We start from the raw sequence: 16839 nt of genomic DNA, 5'->3' as shown, positions 1-16839 counted from the left end.
TCGCGGGCGCCATTCACCGACACCGGCCACTATGGAGAACATGAGCGACGCGACCCTCTCACCGGCACTGACCGACACGGAACTCGAGCAGCTCAACGCCTACTGGCGAGCGGCCAACTATCTGTCCGTCGGCCAGATCTATCTACTGGACAACCCGTTGCTCCATGAGCCGCTGGCCGCGGAGCACGTCAAACCGCGACTGCTGGGGCACTGGGGTACCACCCCGGGTCTGAACCTGCTGTACGCCCACCTCAACCGGATCATCCGCGAGCGCGACGCGAACATCATCTACGTGACCGGGCCCGGCCACGGCGGTCCGGGCCTGGTGGCCAACGCCTATCTTGAAGGCACCTACAGCGAGGTCTACACCGGAATCGGCCAGGACACCGACGGCCTGCGGAAACTGTTCCGCCAGTTCTCGTTTCCCGGCGGGATTCCCAGTCACGTGGCCGCCGAGACACCCGGTTCCATCCACGAGGGTGGCGAACTCGGGTACGCGCTGGTGCACGCCTACGGCGCCGCGTTCGACAATCCGGATCTCGTGGTGGCCTGCGTCGTCGGCGACGGTGAGGCCGAGACCGGCCCGCTGGCCGCCAGCTGGCATTCGAACAAGTTCCTCAACCCCGTCGTCGACGGCGCGGTGCTGCCGATCCTGCACCTCAACGGCTACAAGATCGCCAATCCCACAGTGCTGTCCCGCATTCCGGCCGAGGAACTCGAATCCCTGTTCTACGGCTACGGGTATCGGCCCATCACCGTCGCCGGTGACGACCCGGACAACGTGCACCAGCAACTGGCCGCGGCCATGGACGAGGCGTTCGACCAGATCGCGGCGATCCAGCGCGCGGCCCGCCTCGACGGTGAACCTGGCCGTCCGCTGTGGCCGATGATCATCCTGCGCACGCCCAAGGGCTGGACCGGACCCCACGAGGTGGACGGGAAACTGGTCGAGGGCACGTGGCGCTCTCACCAGGTGCCGCTGTCCGAGACCCGGACCAACCCGTCGCACATGGCGCAGCTGGAGACGTGGCTGCGCAGCTACCGGCCCGAGGAGTTGTTCGACGCCACGGGCGCGCTGCGGCCCGATCTGCGCGCGTTGGCACCCGCCGGCACCCGGCGGATGAGCGCCAACCCGCATGCCAACGGCGGATTGCTGCTGCGTGACCTCGACCTCCCGGACTTCACCGACTACGCGGTGACCGTCGAGCGCCCCGGCACCGATACCGCTGAGGCGACCAGGGTGCTCGGTACGTTCCTGCGGGATGTGATCGCCCACAATCCGGACCGTTTCCGGCTGATGGGCCCGGACGAGACCGCCTCGAACCGCCTGGCCGCGGTATTCGAGGAGACCGACAAGGCCTGGCAGGCCGAGATCCTGCCTGTCGACGAGAATCTGGCGCCCGACGGGCGGGTGATGGAGGTCCTCTCCGAACATCTGTGCCAGGGCTGGTTGGAGGGCTACCTCCTGACCGGCCGGCACGGGTTGTTCAACTGCTACGAGGCCTTCGTGCACATCGTCGATTCGATGCTCAACCAGCACGCCAAGTGGTTGTTCAGCAGTTCTCACCTGACCTGGCGCCGCCCGATCGCGTCGCTGAACTATCTGCTCACCTCACATGTGTGGCGTCAGGACCACAACGGCGCGTCGCACCAGGATCCCGGCTTCATCGACCACGTCGCCAACAAGCGCTCCGAGGTCGTGCGCGTCTACCTGCCGCCGGACGCCAACACCCTGCTGTCCGTGGCCGACCACTGCCTGCGCAGCCGTCAGTACGTGAACGTCATCGTGGCAGGCAAGCAACCGGCCCTGACATATCTGACGATGGACGAGGCGGTCTCGCACTGCACCCGAGGGCTGGGGATCTGGGAATGGGCCAGCACCACGACCGGTGAACCCGACGTGGTGCTCGCATGCGCCGGCGACATCCCGACGCTCGAAACCCTGGCCGCCGCCGACATCCTGCGCCGCAAGCTTCCCGACCTGCTGGTCCGGGTGGTCAACGTGGTCGACATCATGCGGCTGCAACCGGAGTCCGAACATCCCCACGGGCTGTCCGATCGAGAATTCGACTCGATCTTCACCACCGACAAACCGATCATCTTCGCCTATCACGGCTACCCGTGGCTCATCCACCGGTTGACCTACCGGCACACCAACCACGATCAGCTACATGTCAGGGGTTTCAAGGAGCGGGGTACGACGACGACACCCTTCGACATGGTGATGCTCAACGACCTGGACCGCTTCCATCTGGTCATGGACGTGATCGACCGGGTCGAGGGGCTGGGACCCCGTGCCGCCGGGCTGCGCCAGGAGATGGTCGACGCCCGGTTGGCCGCCCGCCACTACACCCGGGAACACGGCGAGGACGATCCGGCGATCTCCCAGTGGACCTGGACCGCGGTGTGATCAACCCAGTGTGACCTGGGTAATTGCACCGCGCCGGTACGATTGGCAAGTTATGTCTGAGCAGAGCGCCGTCGCCGCGCATCCACATCCGCTGGTGGCCCAGCTCTCGGCATTGCACCATTTCCGGATCTATGCCGACATCGGGATCGTCATCGTCATCCTGACGGTCACCAACCTGATCGCGCACTTCACCACCCCCTGGGCGAGCATCGCCACCGTCCCGGCAGCGGCGATCGGCCTGCTGATCCTGGTGCGGGCCCGCGGCCTGGGCTGGGCCGAGCTGGGACTGGGTCGCGAACACTGGCGCTCCGGGGCCGGTTATGCGCTGGCGGCGGTGGCCCTGGTCGTCTCGGTGATCGCTATCGGGACGATGCTGCCGTGGACCCGGCCGATGTTCATGAACGACAACTACGCCACCATCTCCGGCGCACTGCTCGCGTCGATGGTGATCATCCCGCTCCAGACGGTGATCCCCGAGGAGTTGGCGTTCCGCGGCGTGCTGCACGGGGCCCTGAACCGGGCCTGGGGTTTTCGCGGTGTCGCTGCAGCGGGCTCACTGCTGTTCGGCCTGTGGCACATCGCCAGTTCGCTGGGTTTGACGAGTGAGAACGTCGGCTTCACCCGACTGTTCGGCGGCGGCATCTTCGGCATGGTCGCCGGTGTGGTGCTGGCCGTCGTGGCCACCGGCGTCGCGGGCTTCGTGTTCACCTGGCTGCGCAAGCGCAGCGGCAGCCTGATCGCCCCGATCGCCCTGCACTGGTCACTCAACGGGGTCGGTGCACTGGCCGCCGCCCTGGTGTGGCACCTGTCGACCTAATTCGCGCCTCCGGCACGGGGCCTACTTCGCGCCTCCGGCACGGGGCCTACTTCGCGCCTCCGGCACGGCGACGCGCCCGGAACTCCCGGTTCTTCAACTTGTTCCCGCACTCGGACATCACGCACCACGTGCCGCCGTGGTTGCGGGACCGGTCGTAGAACGCCCACGTGCACTCGTCGTTCGCACACGCCTTGAGCCGCGCCCACGTGCCGTCCCGCTGCGCGTCGCGCATCACCAGCAGTAGCTCGAGCAGACGCTCGTCCACGCCCTCACCAGTGGCCGCCAACCGCACCTGCCCGTCGGAGGCCAGCTCGACCCTCGCGGTACACGCATCAGTGAGCGCCTGCAGTACGGCAAGGTGATCGGCCTGCGGCGGTGGGCCGCCGGTGTTGTGGATCAGCAGCGCGCGCAACGCTTCGCGCACCCGGCGAACCAGGTCCAGTTCGGCCGCCGTCGGACGCGCACCTGCGGCGAGCAACCCGTTTGCCGCCAGCCAGGGCGCCGCATCGTCGGGGTCCGCGAGACGGTCGGTTCCGGCAGGCAACTCGATCGTGTTGACCAGAGCCTGAATCCGGGCCAGAGGTCCGGGCGCGGGTTTGGTCTCGGAGTCACCGGCCCACGTCGTCGTCATCACTCCAGCGTACCGCCGTGACCACTAAATTGGTTTGACTAGTCATTCATGACCAGCGTACGGTCATAGGTAGTCACGATCTACGGCCTGGGCATACGGGAAAACTACGAGGTATCGCCATGAACGACAATCGAATTTCTGCGACGCCAGCGACCGCAGTCCGCCGTGCACCTGCCCCCTGCCGCCCGTCGATCCGGGCCCGCCTGACCGCACGGATCAGGTCGGGTCGCCTGGACGCCATGCTGGCCGTCGGCGCACCGACTCCCGCCGGCAGTGCCATCGCCGCCCGCGCGGCCCGGCTGACGTCGACTTCCGAACGGGATGCGATCGCCCGCGTACTGCGCCGCTGCGTGCGCGAGGCCGCAACCGACACCGTATTGTGGTCCTCACGAATTCCATTGCACCGGAAGAATATTGCCGCAGCGGAAGCGACGATCGACACGATCACCCTGCGACTGCATTCACCGCTACCGGTGAGCGCGCGCGGCATGGCCCGCCTGAACCGGGTTATCAATGACGGTCTCGGACCGATGTACGCGTTCGGGCACGGGGACCTGGACGGCAGATTGGGCGCTGCGCTCGCCGCACTCTGACCGGGTTTCAGCTACAGCTGAAGCACCGCGGCACCCGCAATGCGACCGGCGCTCAGATCGGCCAGCGCCTGATCGGCGCCGTCCAGGCCGTACACCGGAGTGCTGACCGCCATCCGGTGTTCCCCTGCGAACGCCAGGAAATCGCGGGCGTCGGCGCGGGTGTTGGCGGTGACCGAGCGCATCTCGCGTTCCTGGAACAGATGCCGTTGGTAGTTCAAGGTGGGGATGTCGCTGAGGTGGATTCCCGCGATCGCCAGCACACCGCCCCGGTCCAGTGCCTCCATCGCGGGCAGCACCAGATCCCCCACCGGCGCGAACAGGATCGCGGCGTCCAATGGTTCAGGCGGCATGTCGGCGCTGCCCTGTACAGACGACGCTCCCAGGGCCAGGGCGAGTTCGCGGGCGCGCTCGCCCCGGGTCATCACGTGTACGCGGGCCCCCTGCGCCAATGCCACCTGCGCCGTCAGGTGCGCGCTGCCGCCGAAGCCATAGAGTCCCAGCCGGCCGCCCGGCGGCAGATCCGTGCGCAACAACGCCCGATAACCGATGATCCCCGCGCACAGCAGCGGAGCCAGTTCGACGTCGGAGTACCCGGCGGGCAATCGGAGCGCGAATGCCGCGGGGACGGTGGTGAATTCGGCATAGCCGCCGTCGGCATCCCAGCCCGTGTACCGCGAGGACGGACAGAGGTTCTCCCGTCCCCGCAGGCAATAGGCGCACCGCCCGCAGGTGTGCCGCAACCAGGCCACGCCGACACGATCGCCCGGTGCGAACCCGCTGGCGTCGGCGCCGACCGCGACCACCTCGCCGACGACCTCGTGCCCGGGGATCACCCGTGGCCGGTGTACGGCCAGGTCGCCTTCTGCCACATGCAGATCGGTACGGCACACCCCGCAGGCCAGGACCTTGACGAGCAGCTCGTCAGGCCCGGGCTGCGGGGTGGGCACGCTGACCCGCTGCAGCGGATGCGAACTCACCGGCCCCGGGGTGACGACCTGCCAGGCCGTCATGCTCCCGGCGGTTCCGGAGGCCATCACCCGCTCCGGTCAGCTGCGGTTGCGCACCAGTCCGACGAGCCAGAGCAGAATCACCGATCCGAGGATCGCGGTGAAGAGGGTGAACCACCACCCGCCGCCGGCCGTGTCGAGGAAGAAGCTGAGCAGGAACCCGCCGATGAGCGCGCCGATCACACCGATGACGATGTTCATCAGAATGCCCTGGCCACCGCCTTCGACGATCTTGCCGGCGATCCACCCGGCGATCGCTCCGATGATGATGTAGCCGATCCAGCCGACACTCGTCAGCGTGGAGGAACGCGCCAGGATTTCGGTAGCCGCCATTACGTCCATTGCAGGTCTCCTGCCTGTCACTGGCCATGCCCAGCGGGCTCGCTGAGCCTCACCCCAGGTGTACCTCCCGAACGTAACGATTCGGTTGGCTGTTTGGGAACGATCAGCGTTCGCCCATGGGTTTCCCATCGCGCGGACGAGTCACACCTAGGTGGGCAGACGAAAATCACCCGACCCCAGAAATGCTGAACGCCGGCCCTGAGCAGGGCCGGCGAGAGCGACGAGCGGATATCAGGCCGGCGGCTGCATCTCCGGCGGAGCATTGGTGACCGGCACCGGCACCCCGACACCCGGACGGGCAGGCGGGGCGTTCGGGTCGGCCGGCGGCGGTGCCGCATTGGGATCGCCCGCGGGCGGAGCCGGCGGCGTCCACGGCCGGATCGAGTTGGCCAGCGTCGCGGCGGCAGCTTTGTCCACCGGATGGCTGGCCGAACCCAGCCAGACCACGAACCAGCGTTCCGGTGCGCGTTGCCCGCGCGGGGTTCCCGGCGCAGGCGGCGCCCCGACCACGCCGGCCCAGATCTGGCCGTTGGGCTTGTTGGTATCGGTGAACTTCACCTCGTAGTACGAGGCCACGCCGGTGAGCCCGTTGGCGTCGAGCGGCACGGTCTCCTGGTTCACCCGGGTCCCGGGGAACGGCATGAAGAACTCACCCATGTCCGAGGCGAGCCGGACGGCCGCCTTGGCGTTGTCGGCCTCGGCCCCTGCGAACAGCTTCAGGTCCAGGCGCCCCAGCAGCACGCTGGTGTCGTTCGGCGGCTCAGGCGTGCCCTCCGGCGGAATCTTGGTCAACAACGCCTGTCCGTAAGACAACTGGGTCGCGTCGGACACCTTCCAACCACCAGGCACGACGTAGCTGAACCCGCCCGCGGCGTTGTCCACCCGGCCTGGCTCCGGAGCGGGAGCGGCGGGAGCAGGGGCCGGAGCGTTCGGGTCCGCCGGTGCGGGAGCGGGAGCGGGAGGCGCGTTCGGGTCCGCCGGAGCCGGAGCAGGCGCGGCAGGGGCGGGCGCATTGGGATCGACAGGCGCGGCCGGGGCACCGGGAGCAGGTGCAGGTGCGGCCGGGGCAGGCGCGGGCGCACCGGGCACGGCTGGGGCGGGAGCCGGCGCCGGGGGTGCCGGCACGGGATCCGCATACGCCACCGCAGGCAGCGCGACAGCCGCGGCAGTCGCACCGGTCATGGCAACCAGCGCCAGCTTCTTCGACAGACCTCTGCGCCGATGTGACATCGCATCCGACTCGTCCATGGGGAAGAAACTACCGTGTTACGGCCGTGACGCAAGTGTGAGTTGCTCTTAGAGTGCTCAAAAGTGCGATTGCGACAGATGGGATATATCCAGCTAAACGATAAGACGCACGGTTGCTGACACGCGTGTGTGCCGGGCGCCACGCCGGACCTGGCAACCCACCCCCGACACGTGCGGTGCCGGGACCCTCACCACGTGATTCGGACCCGGACGCGCCTGCGTTACGCCGCGTGCGCCAGTCACCGCCGGTGCCCTGCGGGGTGGACGGCAACCTCCTGCGCCTTCACCGAGAAATACACCGTGTCTCCCGGGGCCAGCCGCAGCTCGGCGGCCGACTCCGCGGTGATGTCGGCGGCCAGGCCGGGCGCGCCATCGGGTTGCTCATCGGCGCGCACCCGGATGCCGGGCCCCCTGCTGTCGAGCTCGGCCACCGTCACCGCGACCGTGTTGCGCGGACTGCCGTGCGGTTCGTCGCGATACACCGACACCGACGCCGGAGAGAACACCGCCACCACCGGCACCCCGGGCCGCACCTCGGCCGCCGGCGTGCCGTGCCAGCTCGCCCCCCATGCGGTGGCCAGCACCCCGTCGGTGACCGCCGTGCCGCCGATCAGGTTCACCCCGGCGAACCGGGCCGCGAAGTGGCTCTTGGGTGTTGTCAACACCTCAGCAGCAGAACCACTTTCGACGATCCGACCGCCGTCCACCACCACCACCCGGTCAGCCAGCGTGAGTACGTCGAGCAGGTCGTGGGTGATCAGCACCGTGCACCTGCCATCACTGGCCAGCACTCGCCGCAGCACTTTGCGCATGGATGCCGCCACGGTCACGTCCAGACCCGCGAGCGGTTCATCGAGCAACAGCACCTCGGGCTCGGCGGCCAATGCCCGGGCCAGCGCCACCCGCTGTGCCTGACCTCCCGACAGCCGGCGGGGACGCCGGTCGGCCAGCTCCGTGGCATCGACCTCGGCCAACCACCGGTGGGCGTTCGCATACGCGGCGCGGTGCCCCAGCCCACGGCCACTGCGCGCACCGAATGCCACGTTGGCCAGCACGCTCAGATGCGGAAACAGCAGGGAGTCCTGCAGCAACAAGCCGACCCTGCGGGCATGCGTCGGCACCTGCACACCGGCGGCCGGGTCGGTCAGCACCCGATCCCCAACCTGAATGCGTCCGGCATCCAGGCCGACCAGCCCTGCGATCGAGTGCAGTGTGGTCGACTTCCCGGCGCCGTTGGGGCCCAGTACCGCCAGCACCTCCCCTGCCGCCACGCCGAATTCCAGGTCCAGACCGCGGTTTTCGACGACAGCGCGCACCTGCAACGTCAAGCCCATCCCCCTGCCCGCAGCCGACGGCTGCCAAGCCCGATGACCACTACCGCGGCCACCACGACCAACAGCACCGACAACGCCACAGCCGCGTCGGCGTCGCTCTCGCGCTGCAGGTAGATCTCCAGCGGAAGGGTCCGGGTGACGCCCTGACGTGAACCCGCGAAGGTCAGCGTGGCGCCGAATTCGCCGAGGGACCGCGCGAAGGCCAGCACCGCTCCCGAGATCAATCCCGGGCCCAACAGCGGCAGGGTCACCCGCCACCACACCGTGGCCGGCGACGCCCCCAGCGTCGCCGCCACGACCTCGTAATCGGCTCCCGCGGTGCGGGCCGCTCCTTCCAGTGAGATGACCAGGAAGGGCAGCGACACGAAGGTCTGCGCCAGCACGACCGCCACCGTGGTGAAGGCGATCTGTATGCCCGCACTCTCCAGATATCTGCCGACCAGCCCGAGCCGACCGAATGCGTAGAGCAGCGCGATGCCGCCGACCACCGGCGGCAGCACCAGCGGCAGCAGGATCAACGGCCGGACGATCCGGGTGACGGGCCCGTCGGTGCGGGCCAGCACCAGCGCGAGCGGGACCCCGAACAGCACGCACAACGCGGTGCTGGCCAGCGAGGTCTCCAGACTGAGCTTCAACGCCGCGGTGGACGACGCGCTTGAGATCAGCGAACCGAACTGTGGCCAGTCGACCTTTGCCACCATCGCCACCAGGGGCAGCACGACGAATATCGCGCCCGCCGCCGCGGGGACATAGATCCAGCGCGGAAGGCGTGGCGGATTCGTCACGATCTGACCCCGCCGACCACGTCGACGCAGGTGAGAGCGCTGGGTCGAATCATCCCCGCAACCTTATGCGAGCCGGCATTTGGCGCGCCGAGTTTCGTGTCCTAGCTACTGTCCAGTAACATTGGCCGTTGGTCGCCCCCGCCCGGCGCGGCGATCCCCTGGTACATGGAGGTACATCATGGCGGAGGTGCTGGTCACCGGAGGCGACACCGAATTCGGCCGCACGATCGCGGCCGGTTTCCTCGACGCGGGCCACAACGTGGTCATCGCGGGTGCGCGCCGCGAAGACCTGGAGCTGGCCGCCAAGCAGCTCGACGTCGAGTCGATCGTGTTCGACAACACCGATCCGTCCAGCCTCGAGAACGCCCGCGCGCTGTTCCCCCACCACCTCGACACCCTGGTCAACGTCCCGGCTCCGTTGTTCGAGGCCAAGGACCCCCGCGCCTTCACGCTGACCGATCTGGCCACCGCGTGGCGCAACGCGCTGGAGGCCACCGTCGTCTCAGCGGTGCTGACCGTGCAGATCGTCGGTGACCACCTGCGCTCGGGCGGTTCCATCATCAACGTCGTGCCCGCGAGCCCACGTGAGGGCAGCGCCGAAGCTGCCGTCAAGGCAGCCCTCGGCGATTGGACCGCCGGTCAGGCCACGTACTTCGGCACCCGCGGGATCACCGTCAACGTCATCGCCCCCGGCCTGTCGGCCGACCCCGGCTACGACGGCCTCGGCAGCACGCCGCCGTCGGTCGCCGACGAGTTCGCCCGGATGGCGGTGTTCCTCTCCACACCGGCCGCCCGCCACATCACCGGACAGACGTTGCACGTCAGTCGCGGTGCCCTCGCCACTTTGGGATAACGGGTTAGGGTCGGAGGAGTGACAATCCGACTCGGACTCCAGATCCCCAACTTCTCCTACGGCACCGGCGTCGCGGAACTGTTCCCCACCGTCATCGCCCAGGCGCAGGAAGCCGAAGCGGCCGGCTTCGACTCCGTCTTCGTGATGGACCACTTCTATCAGCTACCCGGTCTCGGCACGCCCGATCAACCGATGCTGGAGGCCTACACCGCCCTCGGTGGGCTCGCGACCGCGACCCAGAACGTCCAGCTCGGCACCCTGGTCACCGGCAACACGTACCGGAACCCGACCCTGCTGGCCAAGGCCATCACCACACTCGACGTGATCAGTCAGGGTCGCGCCATCCTCGGCATCGGCACCGGATGGTTCGAACTCGAACACGATCAGCTCGGCTACGAATTCGGCACCTTCACCGAGCGATTCGACAAACTCGGCGAGGCGCTGCAGATCATCCTGCCGATGCTCGAAGGCGAGCGCCCGACATTCTCGGGCAAGTACTACCGGACAGTCGAGGCGATGGCCAATCCTCGCTTCCGCGAACACATTCCACTGATGATCGGCGGCAGCGGCGAGAAGAAGACCATTCCGCTCGCGACCCGGTACTTCGACCACCTCAACATCATCGCCAACTTCGACGAACTGCCCCGCAAGCTCGACGTCATCCGGCAGCAGTGCGACCAGATCGACCGTGACCCGGCCACGTTGGAGACCAGCATGCTGGTGATCGCCCTGATCGGCGAGCAGTTCACCGCCGACGCCATCCCGCCCGACTTCCAGCAGCGCGCGGTATTCGGTAGCGCCGAGCAGATCGCCGAGCAGCTCAAGACCAAGCTCTTCGACACCGGCGTCAACGGCGTCATCCTCAGCCCGGTGACCATGGGCGGATACGTTCCCGGCGGTATCACCGCGGTGGCTGAAGCCTTGAAACCACTGATATCCGGGTAAACATTCGGTTCGGTTGCCCATCTCATCGCACCCGTTGGAATGGCGCCGACTAACCTATCGGTTGTATCGAGTGGCAAACACGTCCGCGAGGAGCAGCAATGAGCCATCCCGGAGCTACGGCATCGGATCGGCATAAGGTAGTCATCATCGGATCGGGTTTCGGCGGCCTGACCGCAGCCAAGACCCTCAAACGTGCCGACGTCGACGTCAAGCTGATCGCCCGCACCACACACCACCTGTTCCAGCCGCTGCTGTACCAGGTGGCGACCGGCATCATCTCCGAAGGCGAGATCGCGCCGGCCACCCGAGTGATCCTGCGCAAGCAGAAGAACGCTCAGGTGCTGTTGGGCGACGTCACCCACATCGATCTGGAGAACCAGACGGTGGATTCGGTGCTGCTCGGGCACACCTATTCCACGCCGTACGACAGCCTCATCATCGCCGCGGGCGCCGGGCAGTCCTACTTCGGCAACGATCATTTCGCCGAGTTCGCGCCCGGCATGAAGTCGATCGACGACGCGCTGGAACTGCGTGGCCGCATCCTCGGCGCCTTCGAGCAGGCCGAGCGTTCCAGTGACCCGGTGCGCCGGGCCAAGCTGCTCACCTTCACCGTGGTGGGTGCCGGACCGACCGGTGTCGAAATGGCCGGGCAGATCGCCGAATTGGCCGATCAGACGCTGCGCGGCAGCTTCCGCCACATCGATCCCACCGAGGCGCGGGTGATCCTGCTCGACGCCGCGCCGGCGGTGCTGCCGCCGATGGGCGAGAAGCTGGGCAAACGGGCCCAGGCACGGCTGGAGAAGATGGGGGTCGAGGTTCAGCTCGGCGCCATGGTGACCGATGTCGACCGCAACGGCCTGACGGTCAAGGATTCCGACGGCACGCTGCGCCGCATCGAGTCGGCCTGCAAGGTGTGGTCGGCCGGTGTCTCGGCCAGCCCGCTGGGTAAGGACCTGGCCGAGCAGTCCGGGGTCGAACTGGACCGGGCGGGCCGGGTCAAGGTGCAGCCCGACCTCACGCTGCCTGGCCATCCGAACGTGTTCGTGGTCGGTGACATGGCCGCCGTGGACGGGGTTCCCGGTGTCGCTCAGGGCGCGATCCAGGGCGGCCGGTACGCGGCCAAGCTGATCAAGCGTGAGGTCGCCGGCACCAGCCCGAAGATCCGGTCCCCGTTCGAGTACTTCGACAAGGGCTCGATGGCCACGGTGTCGCGGTTCTCCGCGGTGGCCAAGGTCGGCCCGGTCGAGTTCTCCGGGTTCTTCGCCTGGCTGTGCTGGCTGGTGCTGCACCTGGTGTACATCGTCGGGTTCAAGAGCCGGCTGGTGACGGTGCTGTCGTGGGGCGTGACGTTCCTGAGCACCAAGCGCGGGCAGCTCACCATCACAGAGCAGCAGGCCTACGCGCGCACCCGAATCGAAGAACTCGAGGAAATCGCGGCTTCCGTGCAGGAAACCGAGAAAGCGGCTTCCTAGGCCTCTGCACCCTGTGCTGTCTGAGGTGGTAGCCGGTCACCCTGCCAGGTGGCCAGGCTGCCGCCGCGGGCCAGTTCCAGCACGGTTCCGTTAGCCTCGAACGACGGTGCGGGATAGCGCAGTTCGCTGATACAGGCCCGGGGCGCGGCCAGCGCATCGTCGCCCACGGCCCCACGGCCGAGTTCGATGCGATGACGCAACAACGGCCACGAACCCTCCACCGAGTCGACGTCCGCGTGCAATGACGACGACCAGAACCCGTCTCGCTCATCGGATCTGCCGATCTGGACCCGCTCCCTGATGCGCACCTGCGCGGGCTCGGCGAGCCGCAGCCGCGTCGTGGTGTGATGCACCGAGCCGCCTGCCACCACCGTCGGCTGCGGATCGAGGTCCAACTCCCCGGCCACCTCGAGCTCCCACTGCGCCGCCGATTGCAACGTATGGCCGCCGGGCAGCACCATCGTCGCGGCGGCGGTGCGGATCCGCAGCCGGGCACCGGCTTCCACGACCAGCCGCACTGTGAGGGTGTCGCCGCCGAGCGGAGTGGCCGCCGTGGAGATCAGGTGCACCGTATCGGGCCCGGTACAGCGTCCCGCCAGCCCGTCGCGCGCCTCGATCCGGGGCAACCGCCCCGGCGAGGCCACGACGACGACGTTCGCGTGCATCACGCCGACGGCGCCTGCGCGACCTTCAACTGCTCACGCACCCACGCCAGCACCGGGCCCGAGGACGGATCCTCGGTCAGCGAGATCAGCGCCGTCGGCCTGTTTGCGCGGACCTTGGCCGCATCGCGGCGCATCACGTCCAGATCGGCACCCACCAGCGGCGCCAGATCGGTCTTGTTGACCACCAGCAGATCCGAGTACGTCACGCCCGGCCCACCCTTGCGGGGCACCTTGTCTCCCCCGGCCACGTCGACGACGAAGATCTGAACGTCCACCAGGCCCGACGAGAACGTCGCGGTGAGGTTGTCGCCACCGGATTCGACGAGGATCAGGTCCAGTGCGGGGTTCTCCTCGATCAAATCGTCGATGGCATCGAGGTTGGCGGTGATGTCGTCGCGGATCGCGGTGTGCGGGCATCCCCCGGTCTGGACCGCGGCGATCCGCTCGTCGGGCAGCACCGCATGCCTGCGCAGGAAGTCGGCATCCTCGGTGGTGTAGATGTCGTTGGTCAACACCGCCAGCGACAATTCATCGCGCAGCTGCCGGCAGAGTGCGGCCACCAGGGCGGTCTTCCCGGATCCGACGGGGCCGCCGACACCGATGCGCAGCGGCTCGCCCGCCTGGCGCACCCGTTTGGGCCGGTCGACATGGGTGTGGGGCTCGCCGTCGAGGAAATGCGGTGGCATGGTGGGCCTTTCGAGATCGAACTACAGATTTACGAGACGAACAGCGGCCGGTCGCGTTCGGTGTGCCGCTGCGCCAGGACGTCGAGCAAGGGGTCGGACAGGTCGGCCGGCCCGATGACCGCCTCGGCCGCCACCGCGTCACACAACCCCGACAGCTCGAAGGTCAGCGCCGCGACATCGGCCGGGTCCAGCGCGAGCAACCGCTGCGCGGCGGTGGCCGAACCGGTCATGGTGGTGTACACCACCGACAGCGCGGTCTGGCCCGGATCCAGCTCGGCGGCCGCTCCGACGGCGCCGGCCGCGACCGGCAGATGCGGCCGGGGTCCGAGCGCTTCCCACGATTGCCGCGGCCAGACCCGCCGGGCCAGCCGGATCAATCCGCGCCCCTGGGCACGCGAGGCCTCGCGTGCCGCCGGAGCCGGTGTGCGGGCGTCGGTTTCAGCGTCGGCAGTCTCGGGATCCAGGGTCCCGGTGTGGACCGCCACCGCTATCGAGGCGGCAACCACCCCGTTGGTGCGGATGCGCCGGACCAGATAGGCGCGCAACGTGCCGACGTCGGTGAGCAGACCGCTGGTGACCGCCTCCTCGACACCGCCGGAGTGAACATGCCCGCCGGTCGGCAACCGCGAATCGGTCAGGGTCAGAAGTGTTGCCAGGCTGCTCATCTAGAACAGGAAATATCGTTGAGCCATGGGCAGTTCGACGGCGGGCTGTTCCTGCCACACCTGCCCGTCGATCCGCACGGTGAACGTGTCGGGTTCGACCTCGATGCGGGGCAACGCATCGTTGAGCGGCATCTGGGCCTTGCCGACTTGCCGGACATTCTTGACCGCAGCCAACTTTCGACGAATGTCGAGACGGTCCGCCAGACCGTCCTCGATCGCCTGCGGTGCGACGAAGTGCACAGAGGTGGCGGCCGCGGAGGCCGGGGCGGCACCGAACATCGGCCGCGGCAGCACCGGCTGCGGGGTGGGGATCGAGGCATTGGCATCGCCCATGGCCGCCCATGTGATCATGCCGCCCTTGATCACCGCGTGCGGCCGGACGCCGAAGAATGCGGGTTCCCACAGCACCAGGTCGGCGAGCTTGCCGACCTCGACCGACCCGATCTCCTCGTCGAGCCCGTGCGCGATGGCCGGGCAGATGGTGTACTTCGCGACGTACCGGCGGACGCGGTTGTTGTCGGCCTGACCATCCCCTTCCAGGGCGCCACGCCTGCGCTTCATCACGTGCGCGGTCTGCCAGGTCCGTAGGACCACCTCGCCGATTCGGCCCATCGCCTGGGCGTCGCTGCCGATCATCGAGATGGCCCCGATGTCGTGCAGCAGATCCTCGGCGGCGATCGTCGACGGCCGGATCCGGCTCTCGGCGAATGCCAGATCCTCGGGCACGCTCGGATTCAGGTGATGGCACACCATGAGCATGTCGAGGTGCTCGTCGAGGGTGTTGACGGTGTGCGGCCGGGTCGGATTGGTGGAGCTGGGCAGCACATTCGGGTGCGAGGCGACGGTGATGATGTCAGGTGCGTGCCCGCCACCGGCGCCCTCGGTGTGATACGCGTGGATGCCGCGGCCCTTGATCGCGGCCAGCGTGTCTTCGACGAAACCGGCCTCGTTGAGGGTGTCGGTGTGGATGTTGGCCTGTACCCCTGCGGCTTCGGCGACCGTCAGGCAGGCATCGATGGCCGCGGGCGTGGTGCCCCAGTCCTCGTGAAGCTTGAATCCCGCTGCGCCACCGCGCAACTGCTCCCACATCGCCTCGGCGCTGACGGTATTGCCCTTGCCCAGCAGGGCGACGTTGAGCGGCCAGGAATCGAGCGACTCCAGCATCCTGGCCAGGTGCCAGGCGCCCGGGGTTACCGTGGTGGCCTTACTGCCCTCGGCCGGACCGGTACCGCCGGCCACGATCGTCGTGATTCCGCCGCCCAGGGCCTCTTCCATGATCTGCGGACAGATCAGGTGCACGTGGCAGTCGATCGCGCCGGCGGTCAGGATGCGACCGTTGCCCGCGATGATCTCGGTGGACGGACCGACGACCAGGTCCGGGTGCACGCCGGTCATGATGTCGGGATTACCGGCCTTGCCGATGGCGGCGATGCGGCCGTCGCGGATCCCGATGTCGGCCTTGATGATTCCCCAGTGATCGATGATCACCGCGCCCGTGATGACGGTATCGGGCGCACCGTCGGCGCGGGTCGCCCTCGATTGGCCCATCGACTCGCGCAGTACCTTGCCACCGCCGAACACCGCCTCGTCACCGGCCAGGCCCGGACCGCCACTGCGGTCCTCGGTGATCTCGATGAACAGGTCGGTGTCGGCCAGCCGGATCCGGTCACCGGTGGTGGGGCCGAACAGCGCCGCGTAGCGGGCCCGGGTCAACTCGGTCATGCGGTTCCCAATCGGCCGGGCGGGTCGAGACTGATTCCGTGGACCTCACGGGCGCCGCCGAGCGGAACCAGTGAAACGCGCTGGGCCACACCGGGTTCGAAGCGAACCGCGGTACCGGCCGGGATGTCGAGGCGATGGCCTCGAGCGGCCGCGCGGTCGAAGTCCAACGCGGCGTTGGCCTGTGGCAGGTGTACATGACTGCCGACCTGCACCGGCCGGTCGCCGGTGTTGACGACGTCGAGAATCAGCCGTGGCGCACCGGAATTGAGCGCGATGTCACCCTCGCCGAACACGATCTCACCCGGGATCACAGCGCGCCTCACGAGATCGGGTTGTGGACGGTGACCAGCTTGGTGCCGTCCGGGAAAGTAGCCTCGACCTGGACGTCGTGCAGCATCTCGGGCACTCCCTCCATGACCTGCTCGCGGGTCAGCACATCGCGTCCGCTCACCATCAACTCCGCGACCGTCCGACCGTCGCGGGCGCCTTCCAGCAGGTGATCGGTGATCACCGCGACGGCCTCGGGATGGTTGAGCAGCAAGCCGCGGGCTTGTCTGCGCCGCGCCAGGTCTGCGGCATAGGAGATGAGCAGACGATCCTGCTCATGCGGGGTCAAACGCATAGTGCGCGATCCTGCCATGACGAGCGGGGATCGGCAGCGCTC

At 68.0% G+C, this 16839-nt stretch carries 18 protein-coding genes; 6 read left to right on the top strand and 12 right to left on the bottom strand.

The window, feature by feature from the left end; all coding sequences use genetic code 11:
* Positions 1 to 40 precede the first annotated feature (40 nt).
* Positions 41 to 2410: a phosphoketolase family protein gene (locus tag EH231_RS08060; protein ID WP_090433402.1), complete on the top strand. Its 2370-nt coding sequence runs from the start codon at positions 41 to 43 to the stop codon at positions 2408 to 2410.
* Between the two features lie 52 nt (positions 2411 to 2462).
* Positions 2463 to 3227, top strand: coding sequence for a CPBP family intramembrane glutamic endopeptidase (locus EH231_RS08055; protein ID WP_090433214.1), 765 nt, complete (start codon positions 2463 to 2465; stop codon positions 3225 to 3227).
* 46 nt (positions 3228 to 3273) lie between these two features.
* On the opposite strand, the gene EH231_RS08050 is transcribed toward EH231_RS08055, so the two are convergent.
* The gene (locus EH231_RS08050; RefSeq protein ID WP_090433212.1) at positions 3274 to 3858 is read right to left on the bottom strand and encodes a CGNR zinc finger domain-containing protein; all 585 of its coding nucleotides are present in this window, start codon (positions 3856 to 3858) and stop codon (positions 3274 to 3276) included.
* A 239-nt stretch (positions 3859 to 4097) separates the two neighbouring features.
* Here EH231_RS08050 and EH231_RS08045 point away from each other — a divergent pair, with 239 nt between their 5' ends.
* Positions 4098 to 4451, top strand: coding sequence for a hypothetical protein (locus EH231_RS08045; RefSeq protein ID WP_321180041.1), 354 nt, complete (start codon positions 4098 to 4100; stop codon positions 4449 to 4451).
* 11 nt (positions 4452 to 4462) lie between these two features.
* Here the strand turns inward: EH231_RS08045 and EH231_RS08040 are convergent, their stop codons facing one another.
* From EH231_RS08040 to EH231_RS08020, 5 genes are all read right to left on the bottom strand, one after another.
* Positions 4463 to 5461, bottom strand: a complete 999-nt coding sequence (locus EH231_RS08040) for a zinc-binding alcohol dehydrogenase family protein (protein WP_090433400.1) — start codon at positions 5459 to 5461, stop codon at positions 4463 to 4465.
* A gap of 36 nt (positions 5462 to 5497) precedes the next feature.
* The gene (locus EH231_RS08035) at positions 5498 to 5800 is read right to left on the bottom strand and encodes a GlsB/YeaQ/YmgE family stress response membrane protein (RefSeq protein WP_090433207.1); all 303 of its coding nucleotides are present in this window, start codon (positions 5798 to 5800) and stop codon (positions 5498 to 5500) included.
* Positions 5801 to 6031: 231 nt separating this feature from the next.
* Complete coding sequence (locus EH231_RS08030; protein ID WP_124712197.1) at positions 6032 to 7048, bottom strand: alanine and proline-rich secreted protein Apa; 1017 nt, start codon at positions 7046 to 7048, stop codon at positions 6032 to 6034.
* A 239-nt stretch (positions 7049 to 7287) separates the two neighbouring features.
* On the bottom strand, positions 7288 to 8382 hold the full coding sequence (locus EH231_RS08025; protein WP_090433203.1) for a sulfate/molybdate ABC transporter ATP-binding protein: 1095 nt from the start codon (positions 8380 to 8382) through the stop codon (positions 7288 to 7290).
* Positions 8373 to 9167: an ABC transporter permease gene (locus EH231_RS08020; protein WP_090433202.1), complete on the bottom strand. Its 795-nt coding sequence runs from the start codon at positions 9165 to 9167 to the stop codon at positions 8373 to 8375. Before EH231_RS08020 ends, EH231_RS08025 begins: the two co-directional genes overlap by 10 nt.
* A 178-nt stretch (positions 9168 to 9345) precedes the next feature.
* Here EH231_RS08020 and EH231_RS08015 point away from each other — a divergent pair, with 178 nt between their 5' ends.
* The 3 genes from EH231_RS08015 (at position 9346) to EH231_RS08005 (ending at position 12437) form a co-directional block, all read left to right on the top strand.
* On the top strand, positions 9346 to 10020 hold the full coding sequence (locus EH231_RS08015; protein ID WP_090433200.1) for an SDR family oxidoreductase: 675 nt from the start codon (positions 9346 to 9348) through the stop codon (positions 10018 to 10020).
* 18 nt (positions 10021 to 10038) lie between these two features.
* A complete protein-coding gene (locus EH231_RS08010; RefSeq protein ID WP_090433198.1) occupies positions 10039 to 10965 on the top strand; it encodes an LLM class F420-dependent oxidoreductase in 927 nt (308 codons plus the stop codon).
* A 98-nt stretch (positions 10966 to 11063) separates the two neighbouring features.
* Positions 11064 to 12437: a type II NADH:quinone oxidoreductase Ndh gene (locus tag EH231_RS08005; RefSeq protein ID WP_090433196.1), complete on the top strand. Its 1374-nt coding sequence runs from the start codon at positions 11064 to 11066 to the stop codon at positions 12435 to 12437.
* Here EH231_RS08005 and EH231_RS08000 read toward each other — a convergent pair.
* The 6 genes from EH231_RS08000 to EH231_RS07975 are packed head-to-tail and all read right to left on the bottom strand — an operon-like array spanning position 12434 to position 16797.
* On the bottom strand, positions 12434 to 13102 hold the full coding sequence (locus EH231_RS08000; RefSeq protein ID WP_090433194.1) for an urease accessory protein UreD: 669 nt from the start codon (positions 13100 to 13102) through the stop codon (positions 12434 to 12436). The genes EH231_RS08005 and EH231_RS08000 overlap by 4 nt on opposite strands.
* Entirely contained in the window at positions 13102 to 13788 is a 687-nt protein-coding gene (ureG, locus tag EH231_RS07995; RefSeq protein WP_090433193.1) for an urease accessory protein UreG, read from the bottom strand. The genes EH231_RS08000 and ureG overlap by 1 nt, the downstream gene beginning before the upstream one ends.
* Positions 13789 to 13817: 29 nt before the next feature.
* The gene (locus EH231_RS07990; RefSeq protein WP_090433191.1) at positions 13818 to 14453 is read right to left on the bottom strand and encodes an urease accessory protein UreF; all 636 of its coding nucleotides are present in this window, start codon (positions 14451 to 14453) and stop codon (positions 13818 to 13820) included.
* The gene (locus tag EH231_RS07985; RefSeq protein ID WP_090433189.1) at positions 14454 to 16175 is read right to left on the bottom strand and encodes an urease subunit alpha; all 1722 of its coding nucleotides are present in this window, start codon (positions 16173 to 16175) and stop codon (positions 14454 to 14456) included.
* Positions 16172 to 16486 (bottom strand): urease subunit beta, encoded by a 315-nt coding sequence (locus tag EH231_RS07980; RefSeq protein WP_090433187.1) that lies wholly within the window; start codon positions 16484 to 16486, stop codon positions 16172 to 16174. Before EH231_RS07980 ends, EH231_RS07985 begins: the two co-directional genes overlap by 4 nt.
* Before the next feature lie 8 nt (positions 16487 to 16494).
* On the bottom strand, positions 16495 to 16797 hold the full coding sequence (locus EH231_RS07975) for an urease subunit gamma (protein ID WP_044518803.1): 303 nt from the start codon (positions 16795 to 16797) through the stop codon (positions 16495 to 16497).
* Positions 16798 to 16839 lie beyond the last annotated feature (42 nt).

The organism is Mycolicibacterium nivoides, assembly GCF_003855255.1.
GTDB lineage: Bacteria > Actinomycetota > Actinomycetes > Mycobacteriales > Mycobacteriaceae > Mycobacterium > Mycobacterium nivoides.
Note: the sequence above shows the minus strand (reverse complement) of the source record. Positions and strands in the feature narration are given on the sequence as shown.